18 protein-coding genes are annotated in these 21,733 nt (G+C 73.1%); 9 read left to right on the top strand and 9 right to left on the bottom strand.

Annotation, left to right across the window (positions count from 1 at the left end; genetic code table 11):
* Positions 1-205 precede the first annotated feature (205 nt).
* Both ACIBBH_RS05585 and ACIBBH_RS05580 read right to left on the bottom strand, forming a co-directional pair.
* Positions 206-421 carry a type A2 lantipeptide gene (locus ACIBBH_RS05585; protein WP_399402201.1) on the bottom strand — a complete coding sequence of 72 codons (216 nt, stop codon included), beginning with the start codon at positions 419-421 and terminating at the stop codon, positions 206-208.
* Positions 422-875: 454 nt separating this feature from the next.
* Entirely contained in the window at positions 876-1,289 is a 414-nt protein-coding gene (locus tag ACIBBH_RS05580) for a PaaI family thioesterase (RefSeq protein WP_399402199.1), read from the bottom strand.
* 194 nt (positions 1,290-1,483) lie between these two features.
* On the opposite strand from ACIBBH_RS05580, the gene ACIBBH_RS05575 reads away from it, so the two are divergent.
* A complete protein-coding gene (locus tag ACIBBH_RS05575; RefSeq protein ID WP_399402197.1) occupies positions 1,484-2,905 on the top strand; it encodes a S1 family peptidase in 1,422 nt (473 codons plus the stop codon).
* Between the two features lie 81 nt (positions 2,906-2,986).
* On the opposite strand, the gene ACIBBH_RS05570 is transcribed toward ACIBBH_RS05575, so the two are convergent.
* The gene (locus ACIBBH_RS05570; RefSeq protein WP_399402712.1) at positions 2,987-5,143 is read right to left on the bottom strand and encodes a SpoIIE family protein phosphatase; all 2,157 of its coding nucleotides are present in this window, start codon (positions 5,141-5,143) and stop codon (positions 2,987-2,989) included.
* Between the two features lie 295 nt (positions 5,144-5,438).
* Here ACIBBH_RS05570 and ACIBBH_RS05565 point away from each other — a divergent pair, with 295 nt between their 5' ends.
* A complete protein-coding gene (locus ACIBBH_RS05565) occupies positions 5,439-6,047 on the top strand; it encodes a LuxR C-terminal-related transcriptional regulator (RefSeq protein ID WP_399402195.1) in 609 nt (202 codons plus the stop codon).
* On the opposite strand, the gene ACIBBH_RS05560 is transcribed toward ACIBBH_RS05565, so the two are convergent.
* From ACIBBH_RS05560 to lanKC, 4 genes are all read right to left on the bottom strand, one after another.
* The gene (locus tag ACIBBH_RS05560) at positions 5,977-7,782 is read right to left on the bottom strand and encodes an ATP-binding cassette domain-containing protein (RefSeq protein WP_399402193.1); all 1,806 of its coding nucleotides are present in this window, start codon (positions 7,780-7,782) and stop codon (positions 5,977-5,979) included. The genes ACIBBH_RS05565 and ACIBBH_RS05560 overlap by 71 nt on opposite strands.
* Positions 7,779-9,500 (bottom strand): ABC transporter transmembrane domain-containing protein, encoded by a 1,722-nt coding sequence (locus ACIBBH_RS05555; protein ID WP_399402710.1) that lies wholly within the window; start codon positions 9,498-9,500, stop codon positions 7,779-7,781. Before ACIBBH_RS05555 ends, ACIBBH_RS05560 begins: the two co-directional genes overlap by 4 nt.
* A 103-nt stretch (positions 9,501-9,603) precedes the next feature.
* Positions 9,604-9,720, bottom strand: a complete 117-nt coding sequence (locus ACIBBH_RS05550) for a SapB/AmfS family lanthipeptide (RefSeq protein ID WP_399402191.1) — start codon at positions 9,718-9,720, stop codon at positions 9,604-9,606.
* A 53-nt stretch (positions 9,721-9,773) separates the two neighbouring features.
* Positions 9,774-12,392, bottom strand: coding sequence for a class III lanthionine synthetase LanKC (gene lanKC / locus ACIBBH_RS05545; protein WP_399402189.1), 2,619 nt, complete (start codon positions 12,390-12,392; stop codon positions 9,774-9,776).
* Between the two features lie 187 nt (positions 12,393-12,579).
* Between lanKC and ACIBBH_RS05540 the strand changes: the two genes are divergently transcribed.
* From ACIBBH_RS05540 to ACIBBH_RS05530, 3 genes are all read left to right on the top strand, one after another.
* Entirely contained in the window at positions 12,580-15,030 is a 2,451-nt protein-coding gene (locus ACIBBH_RS05540) for a SpoIIE family protein phosphatase (protein WP_399402187.1), read from the top strand.
* A gap of 93 nt (positions 15,031-15,123) precedes the next feature.
* Positions 15,124-15,399: a hypothetical protein gene (locus tag ACIBBH_RS05535; protein WP_399402186.1), complete on the top strand. Its 276-nt coding sequence runs from the start codon at positions 15,124-15,126 to the stop codon at positions 15,397-15,399.
* Positions 15,396-16,910 carry a cytochrome bc complex cytochrome b subunit gene (locus tag ACIBBH_RS05530; protein ID WP_399402184.1) on the top strand — a complete coding sequence of 505 codons (1,515 nt, stop codon included), beginning with the start codon at positions 15,396-15,398 and terminating at the stop codon, positions 16,908-16,910. The genes ACIBBH_RS05535 and ACIBBH_RS05530 overlap by 4 nt, the downstream gene beginning before the upstream one ends.
* On the opposite strand, the gene ACIBBH_RS05525 is transcribed toward ACIBBH_RS05530, so the two are convergent.
* Together ACIBBH_RS05525 and ctaD are read right to left on the bottom strand one after the other, a co-directional pair.
* Complete coding sequence (locus tag ACIBBH_RS05525) at positions 16,846-17,229, bottom strand: cytochrome c oxidase subunit 4 (protein WP_399402182.1); 384 nt, start codon at positions 17,227-17,229, stop codon at positions 16,846-16,848. The genes ACIBBH_RS05530 and ACIBBH_RS05525 overlap by 65 nt on opposite strands.
* The gene (gene ctaD / locus ACIBBH_RS05520; RefSeq protein ID WP_399402708.1) at positions 17,226-18,827 is read right to left on the bottom strand and encodes a cytochrome c oxidase subunit I; all 1,602 of its coding nucleotides are present in this window, start codon (positions 18,825-18,827) and stop codon (positions 17,226-17,228) included. Before ctaD ends, ACIBBH_RS05525 begins: the two co-directional genes overlap by 4 nt.
* Positions 18,828-19,007: 180 nt before the next feature.
* Here ctaD and ACIBBH_RS05515 point away from each other — a divergent pair, with 180 nt between their 5' ends.
* The 4 genes from ACIBBH_RS05515 to rfbB all read left to right on the top strand — a co-directional run bounded on the left by ACIBBH_RS05515 (position 19,008) and on the right by rfbB (position 21,730).
* Positions 19,008-19,376, top strand: coding sequence for a DUF6479 family protein (locus ACIBBH_RS05515; RefSeq protein ID WP_399402180.1), 369 nt, complete (start codon positions 19,008-19,010; stop codon positions 19,374-19,376).
* A gap of 40 nt (positions 19,377-19,416) precedes the next feature.
* Positions 19,417-19,593 (top strand): hypothetical protein, encoded by a 177-nt coding sequence (locus ACIBBH_RS05510; protein ID WP_399402178.1) that lies wholly within the window; start codon positions 19,417-19,419, stop codon positions 19,591-19,593.
* Positions 19,594-19,688: 95 nt separating this feature from the next.
* A complete protein-coding gene (locus ACIBBH_RS05505) occupies positions 19,689-20,756 on the top strand; it encodes a glucose-1-phosphate thymidylyltransferase (RefSeq protein ID WP_399402176.1) in 1,068 nt (355 codons plus the stop codon).
* Complete coding sequence (gene rfbB, locus ACIBBH_RS05500; RefSeq protein ID WP_399402174.1) at positions 20,753-21,730, top strand: dTDP-glucose 4,6-dehydratase; 978 nt, start codon at positions 20,753-20,755, stop codon at positions 21,728-21,730. The genes ACIBBH_RS05505 and rfbB overlap by 4 nt, the downstream gene beginning before the upstream one ends.
* The last annotated feature ends 3 nt before the right edge of the window (positions 21,731-21,733 follow it).

The raw sequence follows: 21,733 nt of genomic DNA, 5'->3' as shown, positions 1-21,733 counted from the left end.
TCACCTTGCGGACAACTGACGGCCGGCCCGGCGAGTGAGCCGAAGGGGCGCGTCGAGGGCGCGAGCGCGAAGGCCCCAAGGGCTGAGCACGGTCGCGGTCGACACCGGCTTTGGCACCCCGGAGGCGAACCGAGCCTGAAAAAGGGGCATCCGCGAGTCCCGGAGCCGGGATCCGGCTCCGGGACTCAGCGGCAACGAGGTGCGATCAGAGACCGGCGACCAGGTTGGTGACCGGCTGCGTGTTCAGGCCGGTGACACCCTCGACGGTGCCGACGACCGTGTCGACCAGGCCGGAAACCGGGGCGATGCCGTTCAGGGCACCGGTGGCGCTGTTCAGGGCGTTCACGGAAAGGCCGCCGGAGACGCTGTCGAGCTCGGCGTCGGAGATCTCGGCGGTCTGAACCTGGGGGGTGGAGTTCATGGTGGAACTTCCCTTCATATGGGTGTTTCACAAGGGCAGAGCGGCCCCCTCTGGGGACAGATGGACGGCCGCGACCGCAGGCGCCGGGCGCCCGTCTCCGGAGGCCCTTGGCGGCCCCGCGGTGCGATGGATCAAAGCACGCACGCGACTCGCACTTCCAATCAACCACCGTCCCCGTCTGCGCACTTGACCTCCTGTCGGCTCCATCGGTGCAGGCGTGCGCACGTCTTGTCGGTGACTCCTTCACATGCCGCGCGGCATCGGCGCGTGCAGGCCCTTGCTCCCGTCGTGGCGAATCCGGCACTCCGCGCCAATGGCATGACGGAGGGCGCGCGCTTGTGCAGATCCCCCGGATGCCGTGACTTGCTCGGGCGGTCGATGTGCAGATTCCCTGAAGCGGGGATTCCGCCTCACTGTTGTGAACGGACCGTTGTTCATCAGTCGCTGCGCGTGTTCAGCCCAGAAGCGCGTACACCGTGCTCGCGCGGGCGGCGAGTTCACCCGAAGCCGCGTCGGCCATCGTGACGTCGGCGAACGCCATCCGGCGGCCCAGCTTGGTCAGCACCGCTTCGATCAGGACATCCGAACCGGTCACCGCCCGCTGGAAGGATGTCGACTGCTGGACCGTCGTCATCGGGACGAAGGCGCCGCGCGCCGCGGACACCGCGATCACCGTCGCCGTGTCGGCCGCGGCCATCAGCGCCTGTCCCGACAGGCCGCCGCCCTCCCGTGACAGCCGGTCCGACCAGGGCAGACGCAGGACCGCACGGTCCTCGCCCACGGCCTCGACCGCCAGCTGGAGTTCCAGTACCCAGGGCGCGAAGTGGGCGGAGAGGATCTTGTCGGCTTCGACGGTGGTCATCGTCATATGGGGGATTGTTCCCGTCCCCGCCCGGCGACACGCGGAACCCGGCCGTGACTGGCCGATTCACCGTCGCGCAAAGGTTGCCCGCAAACGGAATTGAACACACGGCTCGACCCGTGCGTACCAACTGCCAACCAGGCGCCCACGATCCACTGCCCCACAGCGGCAGAGCCCCCGTCCCCAGGAGGTCGAGAAGTTTGAGTCACAAGCGAATGCCGAAGCGCAAGGCCGCGATAGCGGTGGGCGGTGTTGCGGCGCTCGGAGCGGCGGCACTTCTGCTGCCGAACGCGAACGCCTCCCAGGACGGCGCGGCGGGCGACGCCTCCGTCACCCCCAAGACCCTGAAGGCGTCGGACGCCTCGGATCTCGCTTCGCAGTTGCAGAGCGTGCTCGGCGACGCGTTCGCCGGTTCCTACTACGACAGCGGCAGCAAGCAGCTCGTCGTCAACGTGGTCAGCGGCGACGACAACGTGATCGTCCAGGCGAAGAAGGCGGGCGCCGTCGTCCGCCAGGTCGAGAACAGCACGGCCGAACTCAAGGCCGCGGCGAAGACGTTGAAGAACAAGGCGACCATCCCGGGCACGTCCTGGGCCGTCGACCCGAAGACGGACAAGATCCTGGTCACCGCCGACAGCACGGTCACCGGCGCCAAGTGGAACCGGCTGGAGTCCACCGTCAAGGGCCTCGGCTCGGACATGGCGACCATCAAGAAGTCCGCGGGCACCTTCAAGACGTTCGTGTCGGGCGGCGACGCCATCTTCTCCCAGGTGGCGAACGGCACCGTCCGCTGCTCCCTCGGCTTCAACGTCACCGCGTCCGACGGCTCTCCCGCCTTCCTGACGGCCGGTCACTGCGGTGTCGCGGCCAAGGACTGGTCCGACTCCGAGACCGGGGACCCGATCGCCACCGTCGACCAGGCCACCTTCCCCGGCGAGGGCGACTTCTCGCTCGTGAAGTACAACGACGCCACCACCCAGGCGCCCAGCGAGGTCAACGTCGGCAACGGCCAGACCGTCCAGATCACCCAGGCCGCGGACGCCACGGTCGGTGAGACCGTCTTCCGGATGGGCTCCACCACCGGTCTGCACGATGGCCAGGTGACCGGCCTGGACGCGACCGTCAACTTCCAGAGCGAGACCGACCCCAACGGCGTCGACACCGTCACCGGCCTGATCCAGACGAATGTCTGCGCCGAGGCCGGCGACAGCGGCGGCTCCCTGTTCACCCAGGACGGCGGCGCGGTCGGCCTCACCTCCGGCGGCAGCGGTGACTGCACCAATGGCGGCGAGACCTTCTTCCAGCCGGTCACCACCGCCCTCCAGGCCACCGGCGCCACGCTCGGTGATTCCGGTGCCGGTGCCGGCGCGGGCGACCAGGCGGGCGGTGACGAGGTGGGCGGCAGCGCCGACCCGTCCGCGTCCGCGGGCGACGAGACCGGCACCGGTGACCAGTCCGGTACCGGCGACGAGTCCGGCGCCACCGCCGACCCGTCCGCGACGGCCGCCGACCCGTCCGCGACGGCCGGCGACCCGTCCGCGACGGCCGGCGACCAGTCCGGCACCGGCGACCAGTCCGGCACCGGCGCCAACGACGGCTCGTCCCTCACCGAGACCCACTGATCGGCCCCACCCAGCGGTTCCGGCCGACGGTGGACGGCCCGGCCCTCCGGCGGGAGGGCCGGGCCGCGTCGTCGTATCCGCTCAGTCGTCCGGCCGTGCCCGCAGCAGCAGGACCGCCACGTCGTCGACCCGCTCCCGCGCGGTCGCGTTGTGCCGGACGAGCTCGTCGGCCAGTTGCTCCAGGGGCAGGTCCCCGGTGTCGGTGAGCAGGGCGCCGAGGTCGGCGAGGGCGTCCTCGATGTCGACGCCGGGTGACTCGATGAGGCCGTCGGTGTAGAGGACGAGGACCGAGCCGGGGGCGAGGGAGACCTGCGTGGTCGGATACGTCGCCGACGCGTCGATGCCCAGCAGCGGGCCCCCGGCCAGGTCCAGCACGCGCACCCGCCCGTCCGGGCGTCTGAGCAGCGGCGGCGGATGACCCGCGCGGGACATCACGGCCCGGCCGTGCGCCGGATCGAGCCGCAGGTACAGGCAGCTCGCGAACAGGTCGGCGCCGAGGTCGATGAGTAGCCGGTTGGTGCTGCGCATGACCTCCTGCGGCGGCTGCCCGACGGTCGTGTACGCGCGCACTCCGGTGCGGATCTGCCCCATCAGCCCGGCCGCGGTCACGTTGTGCCCCTGGACGTCCCCGATCACCGCCGCCGGCAGCGGACGCGCGGGCACCAGGTCGTAGAAGTCGCCGCCGATGTCCATGCCCCGGGTCGCGGGCACATAGCGCGCGGCGGCCTCCAGGCCCGGCAGCACTGCCAGCGTGTGCGGCAGCAGTGCCTGCTGCAGGCCGTGCGCCAGCCGGTGCTTGGCGTCGTACAGCTGCGCCCGCTCCAGGGCCTGCGCGATCAGTCCGCCCAGGCTCGTCAGCACGGCCCGCTCCTCCGCGGGGAAGACGTGCGGTTCGGCGTAGGCGAGCACACAGATGCCGACCGGCCGCCCGGAGGCGATCAGCGGCAGGTACGCCCAGGCCGCGAAGCCGTCGGGGGTCTCGTGCCGGTTCGGATACAGGCGCTCCAACTGCTCCCGGGAGTCGAAGAACCCGGGCACCCCGCTGTTCAGGGCCTGCGTACCCGGCGTCCGCTCGCCCAGCGGCAGCCCGTCGAACCGTTCCACGACGTGCGGGTCCGGATACCCGCGGTGCCCCAGCACGTGCAGCCGGCCGCCCTGCGAGCCGAGCATCACCAGAGCCTGACTGCCCACCGCCGGGGCGATCTCGTCCGCGACCAGCTGCACGACGTCCTGCACGCCCACCGCCTCGGTCAGCGCACCGGCCAGGCTCAGCACCATGGAGATGGTCACCAGCCGGGACGGGCCCTCGTCGTCGGGCCCCGGCTCCCCGCGCGCCATCTCCGCCACCGCCCGCGCCCGGCTGATCCGCACGCTCAGGCCGGTTGTGCTCGGGTACAGCCGGAACGACAGCCAGGTACCCGGCGGGCGCAGCGCGACGAACGACGTCACGTGCTGGCTGATCAGCGCGGCCCGGTACCGGTCCTCGTACATCGGGTCGTTCAGCCAGGGCAGCGACGCCCACGGCCGGGTGCCGAGCAGGTCGCCGACCGGCTTGCCGAGCAGGTCGCCGGCCGCCTCGTTGGCGAAGGCCACCCGGCCGTGCAGATCGAGCGAGACCAGCCCGTACGGCAGCCGGCCCACCATCCGCGCCGCCTCGGCCGTGCCCAGCGTGCCGGCCACGCCCGTCAGCGGCGGCGCCGCCAGCAGGTCGGGTTCGGCGTGCGGCGGGCGGTTGTGCCGCGCGGCCCGCTCCAGGCGCGTCGCCAGCCGGTCGCAGGCCGCCGTCAGGTGCTCCCGCTCCCACTCGGACAGCTCCGGCGGATGCGAGCCGGGCCAGGTGACGAACACCGCGCCGTACGCGGCGTTCGCGGTCGCCACCGGTAGGGCCGCCAGCGCGAAGGGGTGGGGCAGCACCACCGCGATGCGCGGATAGCGGCGCGCCATGTCCTCCTCGCCGCCCACCCAGACCAGCCGCCGCTCGCGCACCGCCTCCGCGACCGGGATCGGCGCGCTCAGCCCCACCCGCTCCCAGGGCGCCGCGAACGCCCGGGGCAGCCCCGCCATCACGGCCATCTCCAGCACCGGCTGGTCGGGCGCCAGCAGGTACACCGCTCCGGAGTGCGCGTGGACCTCGTCCATCATCGCGGCCAGCGCCACCGACAGCACCGGCTGTCCGGCCTGCGCCTTGGCGGCGGCGGGCGCCTGCCCGGACGTCTGCCCGTCCGACACGCCGACCACCTCCTCGTACGGCCGCGCGTCGCATCCCCGGGTCAAGGCTCCCTCCTCGCGGCGCCCGGCGCACGGCGAGCCTCCCCGGCGAGGCGGGGGCGCCCGCGCGGCGGACCGCTCCGCCTACCCCGTTCGCCTCCGGCCATGCCCCCACAGTCGTTGCGCGGGGCGGTGTACGGGCGCCGCGTGTGCGCCCCCGCGCACCCTGATGGCCGGTTCTTCGCGCCCACGAGCGGTCACGGCCGCCAACAATGGGGCACGCGATCAACACCTGGACGAAGTACGGCGAGCTGAGGGGGCGGCAGTGATCGGAGTACTTCTGGTGCACGACGCGTGTCTGGTGCGATCGGTCCTGGCGGAGTGGCTGCGCCGGGAACCCGATCTGCGCGTGTACGACACGCCGTGGCGCGGCGCGGCCGCCCGGATGCGGTCCTTACGGCCGGACGTCTGCGCGGCGGACCTGGAGTGCGCGGACAGTCACGGCGTGCCGCCGCTCGGCGACCTGCGCCCGCTGGGCGCCGGCTCCCCGTCCCCGAGGCTGCTCGTGCTGGCCGCCGCGAACCGGCCCGGGCTGCTGAGACGGGCCGTTGAGGCGGGGGCGCTCGGCTACGTCGACAAGGAGGGCTCGCCGGACAGACTCGTGCGCGCGATCCGGCGTGTCGCCGAGGGGGAACGTTTCGTCGACGACTCGCTCGGGTTCGGTTTCCTCAAGGCCGCGCAGATGCCCCTGACGCGGCGCGAGCTGAGCGTGCTCTCGCTGGCGGCCGGGGGAGCGTCCATCGCGGAGATCGCGGGAAGCCTGCACCTGTCCCACGGGACCGTGCGCAACTACATGGCGGCGATCACCCGCAAAACCGGGGCCCGCAACCGCATCGACGCGATCCGCATCTCACAGGGGGAGGGCTGGCTGTGACGGCCCGGCGGCCGAAGCGGGGGGTCCAGCCGCCGACGAGGTCCCGGTACAGCGGGGAGGTTCGCAGCAGCTCGTGGTGCGTGCCGCACTCGGTGCGCCGGCCGTCCATCACCAGGACGCGGTCCGCGCGGCGCGCCGAGCTGATGCGGTGGGCGACGACCACCAGGGTGCCGCCCGGCCGCTCGGCGAAGGCCCGCTCCGCGCGCGCCTCCGCCTCCGGGTCGAGGTGGCAGGTCGCCTCGTCCAGCAGCGCGAGCGGCGCCCGCGACAGATAGGCCCGGGTCAGCGCGATCAGCTGCCGCTCGCCCGCGGACAGCGCCGCCGGCTCCACCCGCGCCCGCGGCCCGCCCAGGGTTTCCAGCAGCGGGGTGAGCCCGACGGCTCCGGCGGCGGCCAGGAGCTCCTCCTCCGGTACCGGGTCCGCACGGAAGTACCCCAGGTTCTCGGCGAGGGTGCCGGTGTGGACGTACGCCTCCTGCGGAATCAGCACCCGGCGGGCAGCCGCCTCCGTGCCCGGTACGGGGTGCCCGTACACCCGGACCACCCCACTGGCGGGTACCAGCAGCCCGGCGGCCACAGCGGTGAGCGTCGACTTCCCGATTCCGCTCGGCCCCACGACGGCGAGGTGCCCGCCGTCCGGCACGACGAGGTCCAGGCCGTCCAGGACGGGTTCGCTGGCGGGGCCGTAGGCGAAGGTGACGGAGGTGAGGGTGAGGGCGGCGGGGGACGGGGGACCCGGGGCCTTCCTCCCGGGCCGCGTGTCCGCGGTGCCGGGCTGGGCGGGTGGCACGAGCCTGCGCCGGCCCCCCGCCTCCCCCGGAGGGACCAGGCGCCGCAGGACCACCGTGAGGCGGGAGCCACTGGTGCCGAGGCCGTGGACGAGGTTCTGGAGGGCGGGGAGGAGGGACTGGGTGACGTAGGCGAGGGCGCCGACCAGGGCGCCGGGGGTGACGCCATGGGCGAGGAGCCAGGGAGCGGTGGCGAGAAGGAGGACGAGAGGCAGTTGTCCGCCGAGCGCCAGGGACGCCACCCGCAGGACGCCGAAGCGGGCCAGGGAGCGGGCGGCCCGCAGTTCCGCGTCGACACGGGAGCCCAGGCCGGCGCCGACCTGGGCCTCCGCGCCGGCCGCCGTGACGTCGCGCAGCCCCGGGCACACGGTGCCCCACTCCTCCGCAAGGGCCTCGTCGGCGACGAGGAACGCCTCCTGCCGCCGGGCCAGCGGGCGCAGCGTCGCCGCGAACAGGGCCACTCCGGCGAGCAACGGCGGCACGACGACCAGCAGGAGCCGCGGGGCGAGCGAGAAGAGACCGATGAGGGCGCCCGCGGTGGTGAAGAGGAACGAGCGCGAGACCATCACCAGGCCCGCGAGCGTGTCCCGCGCGATCTCCACCTGCTGGGTGAGCCCGGACAGCGCCCCGCCGTCCGCCTCCCGCACCCCGCGCGCGACCACCCGTTCCACGAGCCGGTCCCGCACCGGCTCGACCAACGCGGCGACGGCCCCGTACACCCGCCCGGTCCCGAACGCCCCGGCGACGGTCCCCACCCCGGCCACCGCGAGCCACAGCAGCCCGCCCCGGGCCCGGCCGGCCAGGAACCCCGCGTCCAGGGCCCGCGCGAGCGCGTACCCGACGAGGAAGGTCTGCCCGGCCTCCAGCACCGACCAGCCGCCGAGCCGCGCGAGCACCCGCCACCGCGCCCGCAGGAATCCCCGCACCTGCGCTGTCCGGCCCCTCACCGTGCTCCCTCCTCCGCCCCGAACACCGCCCGGTACGCCGGGTCCTCCCACAGCCGTGCGTGCGGCCCGACCGCGCGTACTCGCCCCCCGTCCAGCCAGGCCACCGCGTCGGCGCGGGCGGCCGTTGTCGCCCGGTGGGCCACGAGCAGGCGGGTGGGGTGGGTGTCGTCGCTCATGAGGGCCTCGGTGATGTGGTGTTCGGTGACCGTGTCGAGGCTGGAGAGGGCGTCGTCCAGGATCAGCAGCCGGCCGCCGTGGGCGAAGGCGCGGGCGAGGCCGAGGCGCTGGGACTCGCCGCCGGAGTGGGGGGCGTCGGCGCACCGCGTGGCGTAGCCGTGCGGCAGGCGGCGGACGAAGGCGTCGGCGCGGGCCCGGCGGGCGGCGGCTCGGACGTGGCCGGGGGCGGGGGAGGGGAGGCCGAGCGCGATGGTGTCCTCGATGGCCGGGCCCAGCAGGGCTGGGCGTTCGAAGGCGTACGAGATCGCCGCGCGCAGGTCGTCGTGGGTGACGTCGGGCAGCGGTACGCCGTCGAGCAGGATCTCTCCGGCGTCCGGGTCGGCCAGCCGGCCGGCGAGGGCGGCGAGCAGGGACTTGCCCGCGCCGGAGCGGCCGACCACGGCGAGTGTCGTGCCGCCGGGGACGTCCAGGTCGACGCCGTCGAGCACGGTGCGTCCGCCGCGCCGGACGGTGACGCCGCGCAGCCGGAGGTGTCCGGGGCCGGGCGGGAGGCGCCGCGTGCCGGGCGCGGGCGCGGCCTCGGCCAGCACCTCGCCCAGCCGCTGTGCCGCCGCCCGGGCCCGGGACAGCGCGGCGACCCGGCCGACCAGCACGCCCACGCCGCCCGCGAGGACGGCGTACCGGGAGGCGGCGAGCACCTCGCCCACGGACAGCCGGTGCCGGGTGAGCAGGAACCCGGCGACGGCGACGACACCCAGCTGGAGCAGCGGCGCCACGGCCACGGCCTGCGCGGCGGCCCGCCCCTGCACCCGCCACATGCGGTGCCCGGCACGTGACAGTTCGGGCAGTGGCCGCAGGATCCGTGCGGTCTCCCGGTCCTCGGTGCCGGCCGCCCGGATGGTGCGGGAGCCGCCGACCGCCTCCGCGAGGGCCGCCGCGATGCCGCCCTGCACCCGCTGGTAGTCCGCCACGCACTGCGAGGTGTCGCGGGCGAAGGCGCGCAGCAGGAGGGCGAGCAGGGGCGCGCCCAGGAGCAGCACGGCGGCCAGCCGCCAGTCGATGAGGCCGAGCGCCACCACGCCCCCCATGGGCCCGGCGAGCGCGGCGAGCAGCGCGGCGAGGGCGCCGGGCGCCGTCCCGGCCTGCGCGGCGCCGCCGACCAGCCGGGCGACGAGATCGCCGGAGCCGAAACGGTCGGTGGCGCGCGGGCCGAGCGCCAGCACGTGCCCGGCGAACCGCCGCCGCAGCCACGCCGTCGCCCCCGCGTCGACGGTGCCGGCGAGGACGTTCGCGCACCCGTCCAGGACGGCGAGCAACAGCAGCAGCCCCGCGCAGCACCACACCCAGCGGGCCGCCGGACCGTGCGTCATCAGCAGGTCGAGGGTCCGGCCCAGTGCGGCCGGAAGAAGCAGACCGGCGGCGGTGGTGGCCGTGCTCACCGCGCACAGGGCGGCGCAGCGGGCCCCGCCGTGCCGGGTCGCCGCGCGCAGCAGGGTGCGGGCCGAGGCGGCCACCGGGTCGTCGTCGGCGCGGGTCGTCATCGGCTGCGTGCCTCGCATCGAAGGTGACGTGAGAGGTGAAGCCCCGGGCGGGCCTCCCTTCCGTGGGAGAGGGCCGCCCGGAGCCGTGGGCGTGCGCTGTCCGTCAGAGACAGAGCAGGACGCTCGCCGCCGAGACGCAGGAGAGCAGGCTCGCGGTGCTCGCGCCGCCGCCGCCGTTGTGCTCGTCGGATTCCATGGTCTGCAGGTCGAGCAGTGCCATCGTGTTTCCCTTCTGTCGTTTCCCTTGGATCCCTTGGTGGGGACGGGGTGGTGTCACGACTCCGTCAGGTCGCGGAGCCGCGTGGTGGGGGCCGCCGGTGGCGGCGGCAGGAACGGCAGGTGTGCGGTGTGCTCGCCGTCGAGGGCCGCCGCGAGCGCGAGCAGGCACCCGGCCGTTCCGGTGGCGAGGTCCATGGACAGCCGTATCATCTGGTGGCCGGGGAAGGCCAGTTGGCCCTGGTAGGCCATGGCGAACCAGCCGAGTCCGGCGATCTGTTCGGCCAGCCGGGACGGTGTGGCGCCCGGCGTGGTCGTGCGGCTGAGGTGCAGGATCATTCCGGCGCGGCCCTGGAAGAGGCCGGGCTGCGCGTAGAAGCGGGAGGTGGCGGCGGTGAGGATGCCCGCCCGGGCCCGTTCGAACTCGTCGTCGACGGCGTGCGCGAGGAAGTCGTCGAGGACCAGGCCGATGCCGGCGCTGCCGTCACCGAGGTAGGGCAGGGTCCGCCAGCCCTCGTCCACCTCCAGGCCGCCGCCCTTCTCCTGCACCACGCAGCGCGCCAGATCGCGGCGCAGCGCCTCCGCGGCGGCCGTCAGCAGCCGGGGCTCGCCGGTCGTGGCGTACCTGCGCAGCAGGAACAGCGCCGGCCCGGTGGCGCCCCGCAGCAGCCCTGCCCGCCTGTGGGGGCTGTCCGGGGCCGGTTCGGCGAGGCGGCCGACGAGGAGGTCCGCGGCCTCGGCGGCCCGCTCGGCCAGTTCCCGCTCGCCGGTCGTGCGCGCCAGGCCGTCGAGGACCAGGCCCACGCCGGCCAGCCCGCCGTGCAGGTCGGAGGAGAGGTGCTGCCACTTCTCCCGCAGGATGCCGTCGACCAGGTCCAGGGCGCGCTGCCGGTGTCCGAGCCGGTCCAGGACGTGGGCGACGCCCGCGAGACCGTCGTACAGGCCGAGCGGGGTGCCGGGCGGCGGGGGTGCCGTGCGGTCAAGCAGCCAGCGCTCGCCCTCGTCGTACCGTTCCGCGCCGGTCTCCGCCAGCGCGTACAGCACCCCGGCCGCGCCGTGCGCGAGGCCGAGCCCGCCGCCGTCGGAGAACTGCGCGATGTCGCCGGGGAAAAGCCGTTCGTCGCGCTCGGGGGTGGCCGAGGCGAGGATCGCCTTGACCATCGAGTCCCGGCTGTACGGCCAGTCGCCGGGCACCACCGGCTGGGCCGGCCCCACCGCGCGGGCCGGGCCGGCCGTGTCCCGGGTGATCTCCGCGACCGCCTCGTCCAGGAAGGCGCGCGGCACGTCCGGGAACTGCTCGGCGACGACCTCGGCCAGGTGGGCCGCCTTGCCCCGGTCGACCACGAACAGCGTGGTCACGGGCAGGAACAGGGCCAGCCGCAGACAGGCCAGCGCGTAGCGGTCGACGTCCGGGCCCCGGCGGTCCGGCGGGGCGAAGAAGCCGGGGTGGGCGACGACCTGGCGGCCCATCTCCTCGGCCGGGGCCGCGGCCTCGAAGTCGATGAGGAACACCGACTCCTGGTCGGGCCCGACCATGATGTTGAAGACGTGCAGGTCGTTGAAGACCAGCCCGCGCGCGTGCACCGCCGCCACGGCCTTCTCGACCGCCCGGTGGATGCGTAACGCCCACGCCGTGTAGTCGGCGACGGCCTTCGGGTCCGGGTCCGGGCTCAGCAGCGGGTGCCGTTCGGCGAAGAAGGAGTTCAGTGGCCGCCCCTCCAGGAAGTCCATGACCAGGAAGCGGTGGTCGCCCAGTGTGAACCAGTCCCGCACCTCCGGTACGACACCGGTCCCGGCGACCCGTTCCAGGGCGGCCTTCTCGCGCTCCAGCCGCGCCACCGCGTCCGCGCCGTCGGCGGCGAGCCCCGCGTGCGGCCGGCCCTCCTTGAGCACCACCCGGCGCCCGTCGCGGGTGTCGGTCCCCGCGTACACGCCGCCGCCGTTGGAGAAGTGCAGCGCCTTCTCGATGCGGTACGGCAGTTCGCCGACCGTCGTGGTGTTACGGGCCGCCAGATGGGGTTCCAGGAAGGAGGGCAGCGTCACCCACTCCGGCACCTGGAAGGACGGCGCCCGCCGGTCCGGCACCAGCCGGCCCTCGCCGTCGCGGACCGCCGGGACCAGCGAGCCGCGCTCGTCGACCACGTACCGGCGGGCGAAGGCGCCGTAGCGGACGTACAGCGGGCCGTCGTGCCAGCGCAGGTCGGTCAGGATGTACGGCCCCTCGAAGCCCTCAAGGAGCGTTCCGAGCTCGCGCAGCACCTGGTGCAGCTGCTCCTCGCCGTCCGGGTAGACGGTGACGAACTTGCCGCTGGTGTCGCGGCCCGCGTACTTGGCGTTGCGCAGGTGCAGCAGGTGCGGGGCCGGCACGAACTTGAACGGGATGCGGCGCGGCACGCAGTAGTCCCACACCCGCGCGGCGATCCGCTCCGCGTTCGCCCGCGTGGCCGAGGCGTGGATCTTCCAGCCCTGGGCGGGCGAGGGCAGCGGCCTGCCGTCCGCGTCGACCGGCGTCAGCGTCAGCCAGTCGCCGGTGCGCGCCGCGTGCCAGCCCTCCGGGACCTCGCGCCGCGCCGTGTCGTACAGAGGCGCGGGGTCCGGGCCGGCCGCGGACAGCCGGTCGGGCGTGTCGTAGAAGTGTCTGTCGGCGAGCGCGTACACCTCGTACCGCTTGTCCATACGCCTTCCCCTCCTTGGCCCGCCACGACCTTTCCAGCCCTCGGTGGTGGCGGACAGTCACGGCTGTCACGAGATCGCCGTGCGGAACTCATGGGTGAAGACATGTTCGGCACGTTTCGAGCGCCCACCTGCCGAGAGGTTCATCGAACGGTCACAGGGGCTGCGCAGGGACCCCATAAGCGCTGTAATGGCGAACGTGGTCAGTGAGGGCGCCGCGGTGCGCAGAACGAGAACGGAGCGTGCCGAACTTGCCCTCGAAACGATCTCTGCCGATCTTGGCTCCGCCGACCGGCTGCGCCGCGTCCTCGAACACGCGCTCGTCTTCGCCGGTGCGGCCTTCGCCGGGGTGTACGCGCCCGGTGAGGACGGTGTCTCCCTGTACCTCGTCGAGTCGGCCGGTCTGCCGCGCACGCTGTACGGGCTGCGCGACAGCTATCCCGCCGCCGGCCGGTCCCCCGCGGCCGAGGCCCACCGGGGGCGGCGGCTGTGGCTCGGCCCCGAGGAACTCGCCGACTGCCCGGAGGCGCGGCGCACCCCGTCCCAGGACTTCTCCCTGGCCGCCCTGCCGGTGCCCATGGAGGGCGGCGGCTGCCTGATCGCCGTCACCGAGAGCCCCGGGGGCTTCGGCACCGAGGACCGTGCCTGCCTCGAACTGATCGCCGACGCCGTCGCCTGGCCCGCCCCGGCCCGCGCCGCCGACACCGGCGAACTGCCCGCAGACGCCTTCAGCCTGGCCATGGACACCGGCCGCATCGAGGTCGGCGACCGGATCCTGGAGCTGTTCGGGATCGCCCGGGAGGAGTTCGACGGCAAGGTGGAGAGCCTGCTCGGCCGGACCGTGCCGGAGGACCTGCCCGCGCTGATGTCCGTCGTCGAGGCCGACCACATGTCCATCGGCGACCGCGAGCTGGAGTTCCGCATCCTGCAGCCCTCCGGCCTGCCGAGGTGGCTGAGGCTGCGCGGCCGGCTGCTGCCCGGCGGCGACGGACTGCCGGCCCGCCTGGCCGGCACCGTCGCGGACGCCTCCACACTGCGCTCCGACGTCACCGACGTGGCCCGCATCCAGCGCCTGGCCGCCGCGCTCGCCACCGCCGGCACCGTCAAGGACGTCGGCCAGGCCGTCGTCACCGCCCTGCGCAGGCCCCTGAAAGCCGACCGGATCGCCCTGGCCGAGCTGGAGAACGACCGGCTGGTGGTCACCGTCCTCGACCCGCCCGAACCGGAGGTCTGGCCGGATCTGTGGCGCACGGAGTGGCGCACCGAGTGGCCGGACGCGCCGGTGCGGGCGATGCCCACCCTGGCCGCCGCCCTGCGCGAGGGCCGCACCCGCATCTGGCCCGCCGGCACCCCCCTGGAACCCGCCCTCGCCGAGGTCGGCCCCGGCGGCCTCGCCGTCCTGCCGCTGCCCGCCGGGGGCCGCATGGCCGGCGCCTGCCTGATCGGCTGGGACCAGCCGCACGACTTCGGCCCCGACGAGCGCGCCCTGCTCACCGCCGCGGCGACCCTGGCCGGCCAGGCCCTGATGCGCGCCCACGCCTTCGACGCCGAGCACGAACTGGTCGGCATGCTCCAGCGCACCCTGCTGCCGCGCCGCCTGCCCAAACTGCCCGGCGCGGTCGCCGTCGCCCGCTACCTGCCCACCATCGCCGGTCTCGAGGTCGGCGGCGACTGGTACGACGTGATCCCGCTGCCCGACAGCCACGTCGCCCTGGTCATCGGCGACGTCCAGGGCCACAACGCGGGCGCCGCCACCCTCATGGGCCAGATGCGCACCGCCCTGCGCGCCTACGCCACCGAGGGACACCCGCCGGACGTGGTCGTCTCGCACGCCAACCGGCTCCTGATGGAGATGGAGACGGACCTCTTCGCCACCTGCTGCTACGTGGACGTCGACATGGAGGAGGGCTCCGCCTGGTGCGTGCGGGCCGGACACCTGTACCCGGTGCTGCGCCACCCCGACGGCTCCACCACCATCGAGGAGACCGAGGGGGGCCCGCCGCTCGGCGTGGTCGCCCAGGCCGAGTTCCCCATGACGTTGCTCCGGCTCCAGCCCGGCACCGTCCTCGCGCTGACCACGGACGGCCTGGTGGAGTCCGCCGAGGACGACATCGACGACGGCATGGACCGCCTCGCCCGCGACCTGTCCGCGTCCGACCCCGCCCACCTCGGCCTGGTCGCCGACGCCCTGCTCGCGGGCGCCCACCGCGAGGACGACGTCGCCCTGCTCCTGATGCGCTACGACGGCATGGCCGTCCGCCCGCTCAGGGAGAACTGGACGGTGTGGCGGGTCCCGGAGGCCGCCCGGCACGCCCGCCGCTTCACCCGGCGCGTCCTGCGCGCCTGGGGCGTGCCCGGCGAGCACATGGACACCGTGCTGCTGGTCGTCTCCGAGCTCGTCACCAATGCCCTGGTGCACACCGGTGGGCAGGTCCGCCTGGACCTCACCCTCCTCAACCACCGGCTGCGCGTCGCCGTCGCCGACGCCTCGCCCCGTTCGCCGATCAAGCCCACCAGCATCGGCTGGGAGGCCACCGGCGGCCGGGGCATCCTCCTCGTGGAGGCCATGTCGGCGGCGTGGGGGACGCTGCCGGTGAGCGGCGGCAAGCAGGTGTGGGCCGACCTGGTGCTCGACGGCTGACCGGCGCGGGGCGACCCGCCACACGGGTGCGGGTGCGGGGCGCGCGCGGCAGGTCGCCCGGGTCCGTACGTCCGCCGTGCCTAGGGTCTTGCCGTGGCACACACCTTCGAAGAGCTCGTGGAGAAGCAGCGCGCGGCCGAGGCGGCGCACGCGAGGGCCATGGGACTGCGGGACGCGTACGGCCCTCCGGCCCAGGGACAGTGGACCGGCACCCAGTCGTCGACCTACGAGACGGCCCTGCGGGCCTGGCGCGACCTGGCCCGCGAGGTGCAGACGGCGCTGGGTGAGTACGCGAAGGAGACCGGCCGGTCGCGGGCCGATGTCGAGGCGGAGGTGCAGCGGGCGGCGGCGGAACCGGAGCAGACGTGACCGCCCCCGAAACGCCCGAGCCGCCCCGTACGACCCGCGGCGAACGGCTCGCCGACGCCGTGGACGCCCGGCTGCCGGTCGTCGAGGGCGGGTCGCTGCTGCGCAAGGCGTTCCCCGAGCACTGGTCCTTCCTGCTGGGCGAACTGGCGCTCTACAGCCTCCTCGTGCTGGTGCTGACCGGGGTGTGGCTGACCTTCTTCTTCGAGCCCGAGATGCGCGAGGTCGTCTACGCGGGCTCCTACGTGCCGCTGCAGGGGGTGCGCATGTCGGGAGCCTTCGACTCCACGCTGCGCATCAGCTTCGACGTGCGCGGCGGCCTGCTGATGCGGCAGACCCACCACTGGGCCGCGCTGGTCTTCGTCGCCGCGATCGGCCTGCACATGCTGCGGATCTTCTTCACCGGCGCGTTCCGCAGGCCCCGTGAGCTGAACTGGGTCATCGGGCTCACCCTGTTCGTGCTCACCCTCGCCGAGGGCTTCGCCGGCTACTCGCTCCCCGACGACCTGCTCTCCGGCACCGGACTGCGCATCGCCCAGGGCATCATGGCCTCCCTGCCGGTGGTGGGGACGTACGTCAGCTTCTTCGCCTTCGGCGGCGAGTATCCCGGCCACGACATCATCACCCGGCTGTACCCGGTGCACATCCTGCTGCTGCCCGGCGCGCTCATCGGCCTGGTCACCGTGCACCTGATCCTGGTCTTCCACCTCAAGCACACCCAGTGGCGCGGACCGGGCCACACCAACGCCAACGTCCTCGGCAAACCGCTCTTCCCCCAGTTCACCGCCTCGTCCGTGGGCCTTTCCCTCGTCGTCTCCGCCGTACTGGTCCTGCTCGCCGGCATCGCCCAGGTCAACCCGGTGTGGAACTACGGCCCCTACCGGCCGGACCTGGTCTCCACCGGCTCGCAGCCCGACTGGTACGTCGGCTTCCTGGAGGGCGCGCTGCGGCTGGTGCCGCCCTGGGAGACGAACCTGGCCGGCCACACCTTCATGTGGAACGTGCTGCTCCCGGCGGTCGTGCTGCCGGCCCTGCTGTTCCTCGTGCTGTACGCCTACCCCTTCGTGGAGCAGCGCCTGACGGGCGAGTGGCACCAGGAACGGCACCTGTGCGACCGGCCGCGCGAGCGTCCCGTACGGACCGGCCTGGGCGTCGCCGGGACCGTCTTCTACGGCGTGCTGCTGCTGGCGGGCGGCAACGACGTCGTCGCCCAGACCTTCCGCATCTCGGTGAACGCGCTGACCTGGATCCTGCGCGTCACGCTGCTGGTGGCGCCGGTCGCCGCGTTCTTCGTGACCCGGTGGGTGTGCCTGGCCCTGGTGGAGGCGGAGCGGCACCGCCTGGCGGAGGGCGTACCGACCGGCGAGATCCGGCAGGACGTGACCGGCGGCTACGACACCGGCCACCGCCCCGTCGACACCTTCCGCCCCGGCGCCCCGAGGCGGTCCATCACCGGTGTGCGTACTGGAACACCAGCCCGAAGACGCCGCGCGCCAGCACGCCGCAGCCGATGAGGAACAGCCACAGCCCGAACACCACGCCGGTGGCCGCGAGCGCGAAGCCGAGCGCGGTGACCACCGGCCAGGGGCTCTCGTCCGGGAAGAACGCCACCGGGCCGGCGGCGTCGGCGACCTCGGCGTCCGGGCGGTCCTGGGCGCGCGTTCCCCGGCGCCGGTACTGCACCGCGCAGAAGAAGGCGACCACGCCGCCCATCCCGAACGCGACGACCAGTGCCGCCGTGCCCGCCGGTTCGCCCGACCACGCCCCGTAGAGCGCGGCGGTCCCGCCGAAGAACAGCGCGACACCACCCCACAGCAAGGCCTCGGTCCTCATCGCTGTCCCTCCTCCTCCGCCTTTCTGACGATCGCGGGATGGTGCAGGTCGAAGGCGGGCGACTCCGACCGCACCCGGGGCAGCGCCACGAAGTTGTGCCGCGGCGGCGGGCAGGAGGTCGCCCACTCCAGGCCCCGGCCGTATCCCCACGGGTCGTCCTCCGTGACGGCCGGCGCCCGGGTCGTGGTGCGCCAGACGTTGTAGAGGAACGGCAGGGTGGAGACGCCGAGCAGGAACGCCCCGGCCGACGACAGGGTGTTGAGCAGTGTGAACCCGTCGGCGGGCAGGTAGTCCGCGTACCGGCGGGGCATCCCGATCTCGCCCAGCCAGTGCTGCACCAGGAAGGTCAGCTGGAATCCCGGGAAGAGCAGCCAGAAGTGCAGCTTGCCGAGCCGTTCGTCCAGCATCTTCCCGGTGATCTTGGGCCACCAGAAGTAGAAGCCGGCGAACATCGCGAACACCACCGTGCCGAAGAGCACGTAGTGCAGGTGCGCCACGATGAAGTACGAGTCGGTGAGGTGGAAGTCCAGCGGCGGCGAGGCGATCAGCACCCCGCTCAGCCCGCCCAGCAGGAACGACACCATGAAGCCCATCGCCCACAGCATCGGCGTCTCGAACGACAGCGAGCCGTTGCGCATCGTCCCGATCCAGGCGAAGAACTTGATCCCCGTGGGCACCGCGATCAGGAAGGACATGATCGAGAAGAACGGCAGCAGCACCGCGCCCGTGGCGAACATGTGGTGCGCCCACACCACCGCGGACAGCATGGTGATCGCGATGGTCGCGCCGATCAGCGGCAGGTAGCCGAAGAGCGGTTTGCGGGAGAAGACCGGAAGGATCTCCGTGACGATCCCGAAGAACGGCAGCGCCACGATGTAGACCTCCGGATGCCCGAAGAACCAGAACAGGTGCTGCCACAGCAGCGCGCCCCCGTTCGTCGCGTCGAAGACGTGCGCCCCGAATTTCCGGTCCGCCTCCAGCGCCAGCAGCGTCGCGGTCAGCACCGGGAACGCGGGCAGTACCAGGATCGAGGTGAACAGCACGTTCCAGGTGAAGATCGGCATCCGGAACATGGTCATGCCCGGCGACCGCAGGCACATGATCGTGGCGATGAAGTTCACCGCGGTCAGCGTCGTCGACACACCCGAGACCACCAGCCCCATCGCCCACAGGTCCCCGCCCGCGCCGGGCGAGAAGTAGGCGCTGTTCAGCGGTGCGTACGCGAACCAGCCGAACGCCGCCGACCCGCCGGGCACCACGAAGCCCGACACCACGATCAGGCCACCGAAGAGGTACATCCAGTACGACAGCGCGTTCAGGCGGGGAAAGGCCAGATCAGGGGCACCGATCTGGAGCGGCATGATCGCGTTGGCGAACCCGGCGAACATGGGCGTCGCGAACAGCAGCATCATGATCGTGCCGTGGATGGTGACGAACTGGTCGTAGCCCTGCTTGCTCAGGAACTGCAGACCGGGACGCGCGAGCTCGGCGCGCATCCCGAGCGCCAGCAGGCCGGCGAGGAGGAAGAAGCAGAACGCCGTGACCATGTAGAGCCGGCCGATCACCTTGTGGTCGGTGGTCGACAGCCAGCGCACCATGGCCCGGCCGGGGCGGGGCGCGGTGGCGGTGTACCGCTCGACGACATCGCCGTCGTCCGAGATTTCCGATAGTTCCGACATCGTCCGGTGACGCTACTCCGCGGGGCGAGGCGGTCGGCCGCGCCACGCCGGGGCCACCCGACCAGGCATCCGCCGCGCCTGACCGGGTACCCGGCGTCCATGAACACTGCCATCAACGAGGCCGCCGGAGCCGTCTCCGCCTTCGGGTACATCGCACTCCTGGTCGTGGGCGTCGCCATTGTCGCCGGGCTGATCTGGGCCTTCCGCCTGGGCATGCGGGTGCGCCGGCGCGAGCCGGGGCCGCCCCGTCCGCAGGAGCAGCCCACGCGTCCGGTCTCCGGGCCGGTTCAGGAGGCGCACGAGGTGCGCGAACCCGACGAGGTGCCCCGGGCGGCGGACGAGAGCGAGCGGCTCACCCCGCACCAGCTCAACCCCACCGGCACCAAGCGGGCCGACGACCAGCGGCGTCCGCGCTGGGAGCCCGGTTCGAGCGGGTCGTTCGGCGGCGGCGGTGGCGGCCGTACGTGACGGAACAACGCAGCAGTGCCAGAAGAAGAGGTTGAGAGTCGTGACCGCGCACATCACTGAGAAACCTGTCGCCCGCTTCCCCGAGACGGGCTGGTCGAAGGCCCGCAGGCGGCGGAACAGGGGGCTGCGCACCTGCCTGCCGGCCATCGTGGACCGCGGCGCCGCGCGGGAGGAGTACCGGGGCCCGGACGGCAACATCGTCCGCGGTGAGGACTGAACCCACCAGAACCACACAGCAGAGCCACGCTGCCGTAACAAACCAGCAAAACAAGCAAAGGTCCGATCCGGACGATCGCCGATAAGGTGTGGCAGATGAAGGCTCTGGTGCTCTCCGGCGGTGCCGGCACCCGGCTGAGGCCGATCACGCACACGTCGGCCAAACAGCTGGTCCCGGTGGCCAACAAGCCGGTGCTCTTCTACGGGCTGGAATCCATCGCCGCGGCCGGGATCACCGAGGTCGGCATGATCGTGGGTGACACGTCCGCCGAGATCGAGGAAGCGGTCGGCGACGGCTCGAAGTTCGGCCTGGACGTCACCTACATACCCCAGGAGCGGCCCCTCGGCCTGGCCCACGCGGTGCTGATCGCGCGGGACTTCCTCGGGGACGACGACTTCGTGATGTACCTCGGGGACAACTTCGTCGTCGGCGGCATCCGCGACCTGGTCGAGGGTTTTCGCGCGAGCCGTCCCGACGCCCAGATCCTGCTGACCCGGGTCCCCGACCCCCGCTCCTTCGGCGTCGCCGAACTGGACTCCTCGGGCCAGGTGATCGGCCTGGAGGAGAAGCCCGAGCACCCCAAGAGCGACCTCGCCCTGGTCGGGGTGTACCTGTTCACCCCGCTGATCCACGAGGCGGTGCGGGCCGTCAAGCCGTCCTGGCGGGGCGAGCTGGAGATCACCCACGCCATCCAGTACCTCATCGACGCCCGCGCCGACGTGCGCTCCACGGTCATCGAGGGCTACTGGAAGGACACCGGCAACGTCGGTGACATGCTCGAGGTCAACCGCATGGTCCTGGAGGGGGTTCAGCGGCGCATCGACGGCGAGGTGGACGAACTGTCCGAGACCGTCGGGCGGGTGGTCGTCGAGGAGGGGGCGCGGATCGTCAACTCGCGGATCGTCGGACCCGCCGTCATCGGTGCCGGGACCGTCGTCGGCGACTCCTACGTCGGCCCCTTCACCTCGATCGCGGAGAACTGCCGGATCACGGACAGCGAGCTGGAGTTCTCCATCGTGCTTCGGGACTCCTCCATCGACGGGGTGGGCAGGATCGAGTCCTCGCTGATCGGCCGGCACGTCGAGGTGACCCCGGCGCCCGATGTCCCCAGTGCCCACCGACTCGTCCTAGGAGACCACAGCAAGGTGCAGATCCGTTCATGAACCTCCTCGTCACCGGCGCCGCCGGGTTCATCGGCTCCTGTTACGTCCGCACCCTCCTCGCCGACGACGCGCCCGACGCGCCGCGCGTCACCGTGCTGGACAAGCTCACCTACGCGGGCACGCTCGACAACCTGCCCGCCGGCCATCCCCGCCTTCGGTTCGTCCAGGGCGACATCCGCGACGCCGACCTGGTCGACAAGCTCATGGCCGAGGCCGACCAGGTGGTGCACTTCGCCGCCGAGTCCCACGTGGACCGCTCGATCGCGGGGGCGAGCGAGTTCGTCCTCACCAACGTGGTCGGCACGCAGACGCTGCTGGACGCGGCCCTGCGCTACGGCGTCGGCCCGTTCGTGCACATCTCCACCGACGAGGTCTACGGCTCCATCGGCTCCGGCTCCTGGCCGGAGACCCACCCGCTGGCGCCCAACTCCCCGTACTCCGCCTCCAAGGCCTCCTCCGACCTGCTCGCCCTGGCCTACCACCGCACCCACGGCCTGGACGTGCGGGTCACCCGCTGCTCCAACAACTACGGCCCGCACCAGTTCCCCGAGAAGGTCATCCCGCTGTTCGTCACCAACCTCCTCGACGGACACAAGGTCCCGCTGTACGGCGACGGGCGCAACGTCCGCGACTGGCTGCACGTCGACGACCACTGCCACGGCGTCGAACTGGTCCGCGCCAAGGGCCGTCCCGGCGAGGTGTACAACATCGGCGGCGGCACCGAACTGAGCAACAAGGAGCTCACCGGGCTGCTCCTGGAGGCGTGCGGCGCCGGCTGGGACCGGGTGGAGTACGTCGCCGACCGCAAGGGCCACGACCTGCGCTACTCGGTGGACTGGAGCAAAGCCCGCGACGAACTGGGCTACCGGCCGCGCCACGACTTCGCGACCGGGCTGGCCGACACGGTCGCCTGGTACCGGGACAACCGCGCCTGGTGGGAACCGCTCAAGCTGCGCTCCCGGCAGGGGGCCTGATGA

The sequence above is a fragment of the Streptomyces sp. NPDC051636 genome (assembly GCF_044453765.1).
GTDB lineage: Bacteria > Actinomycetota > Actinomycetes > Streptomycetales > Streptomycetaceae > Streptomyces.
This window is presented reverse-complemented; position numbering and strand designations above follow the sequence as displayed.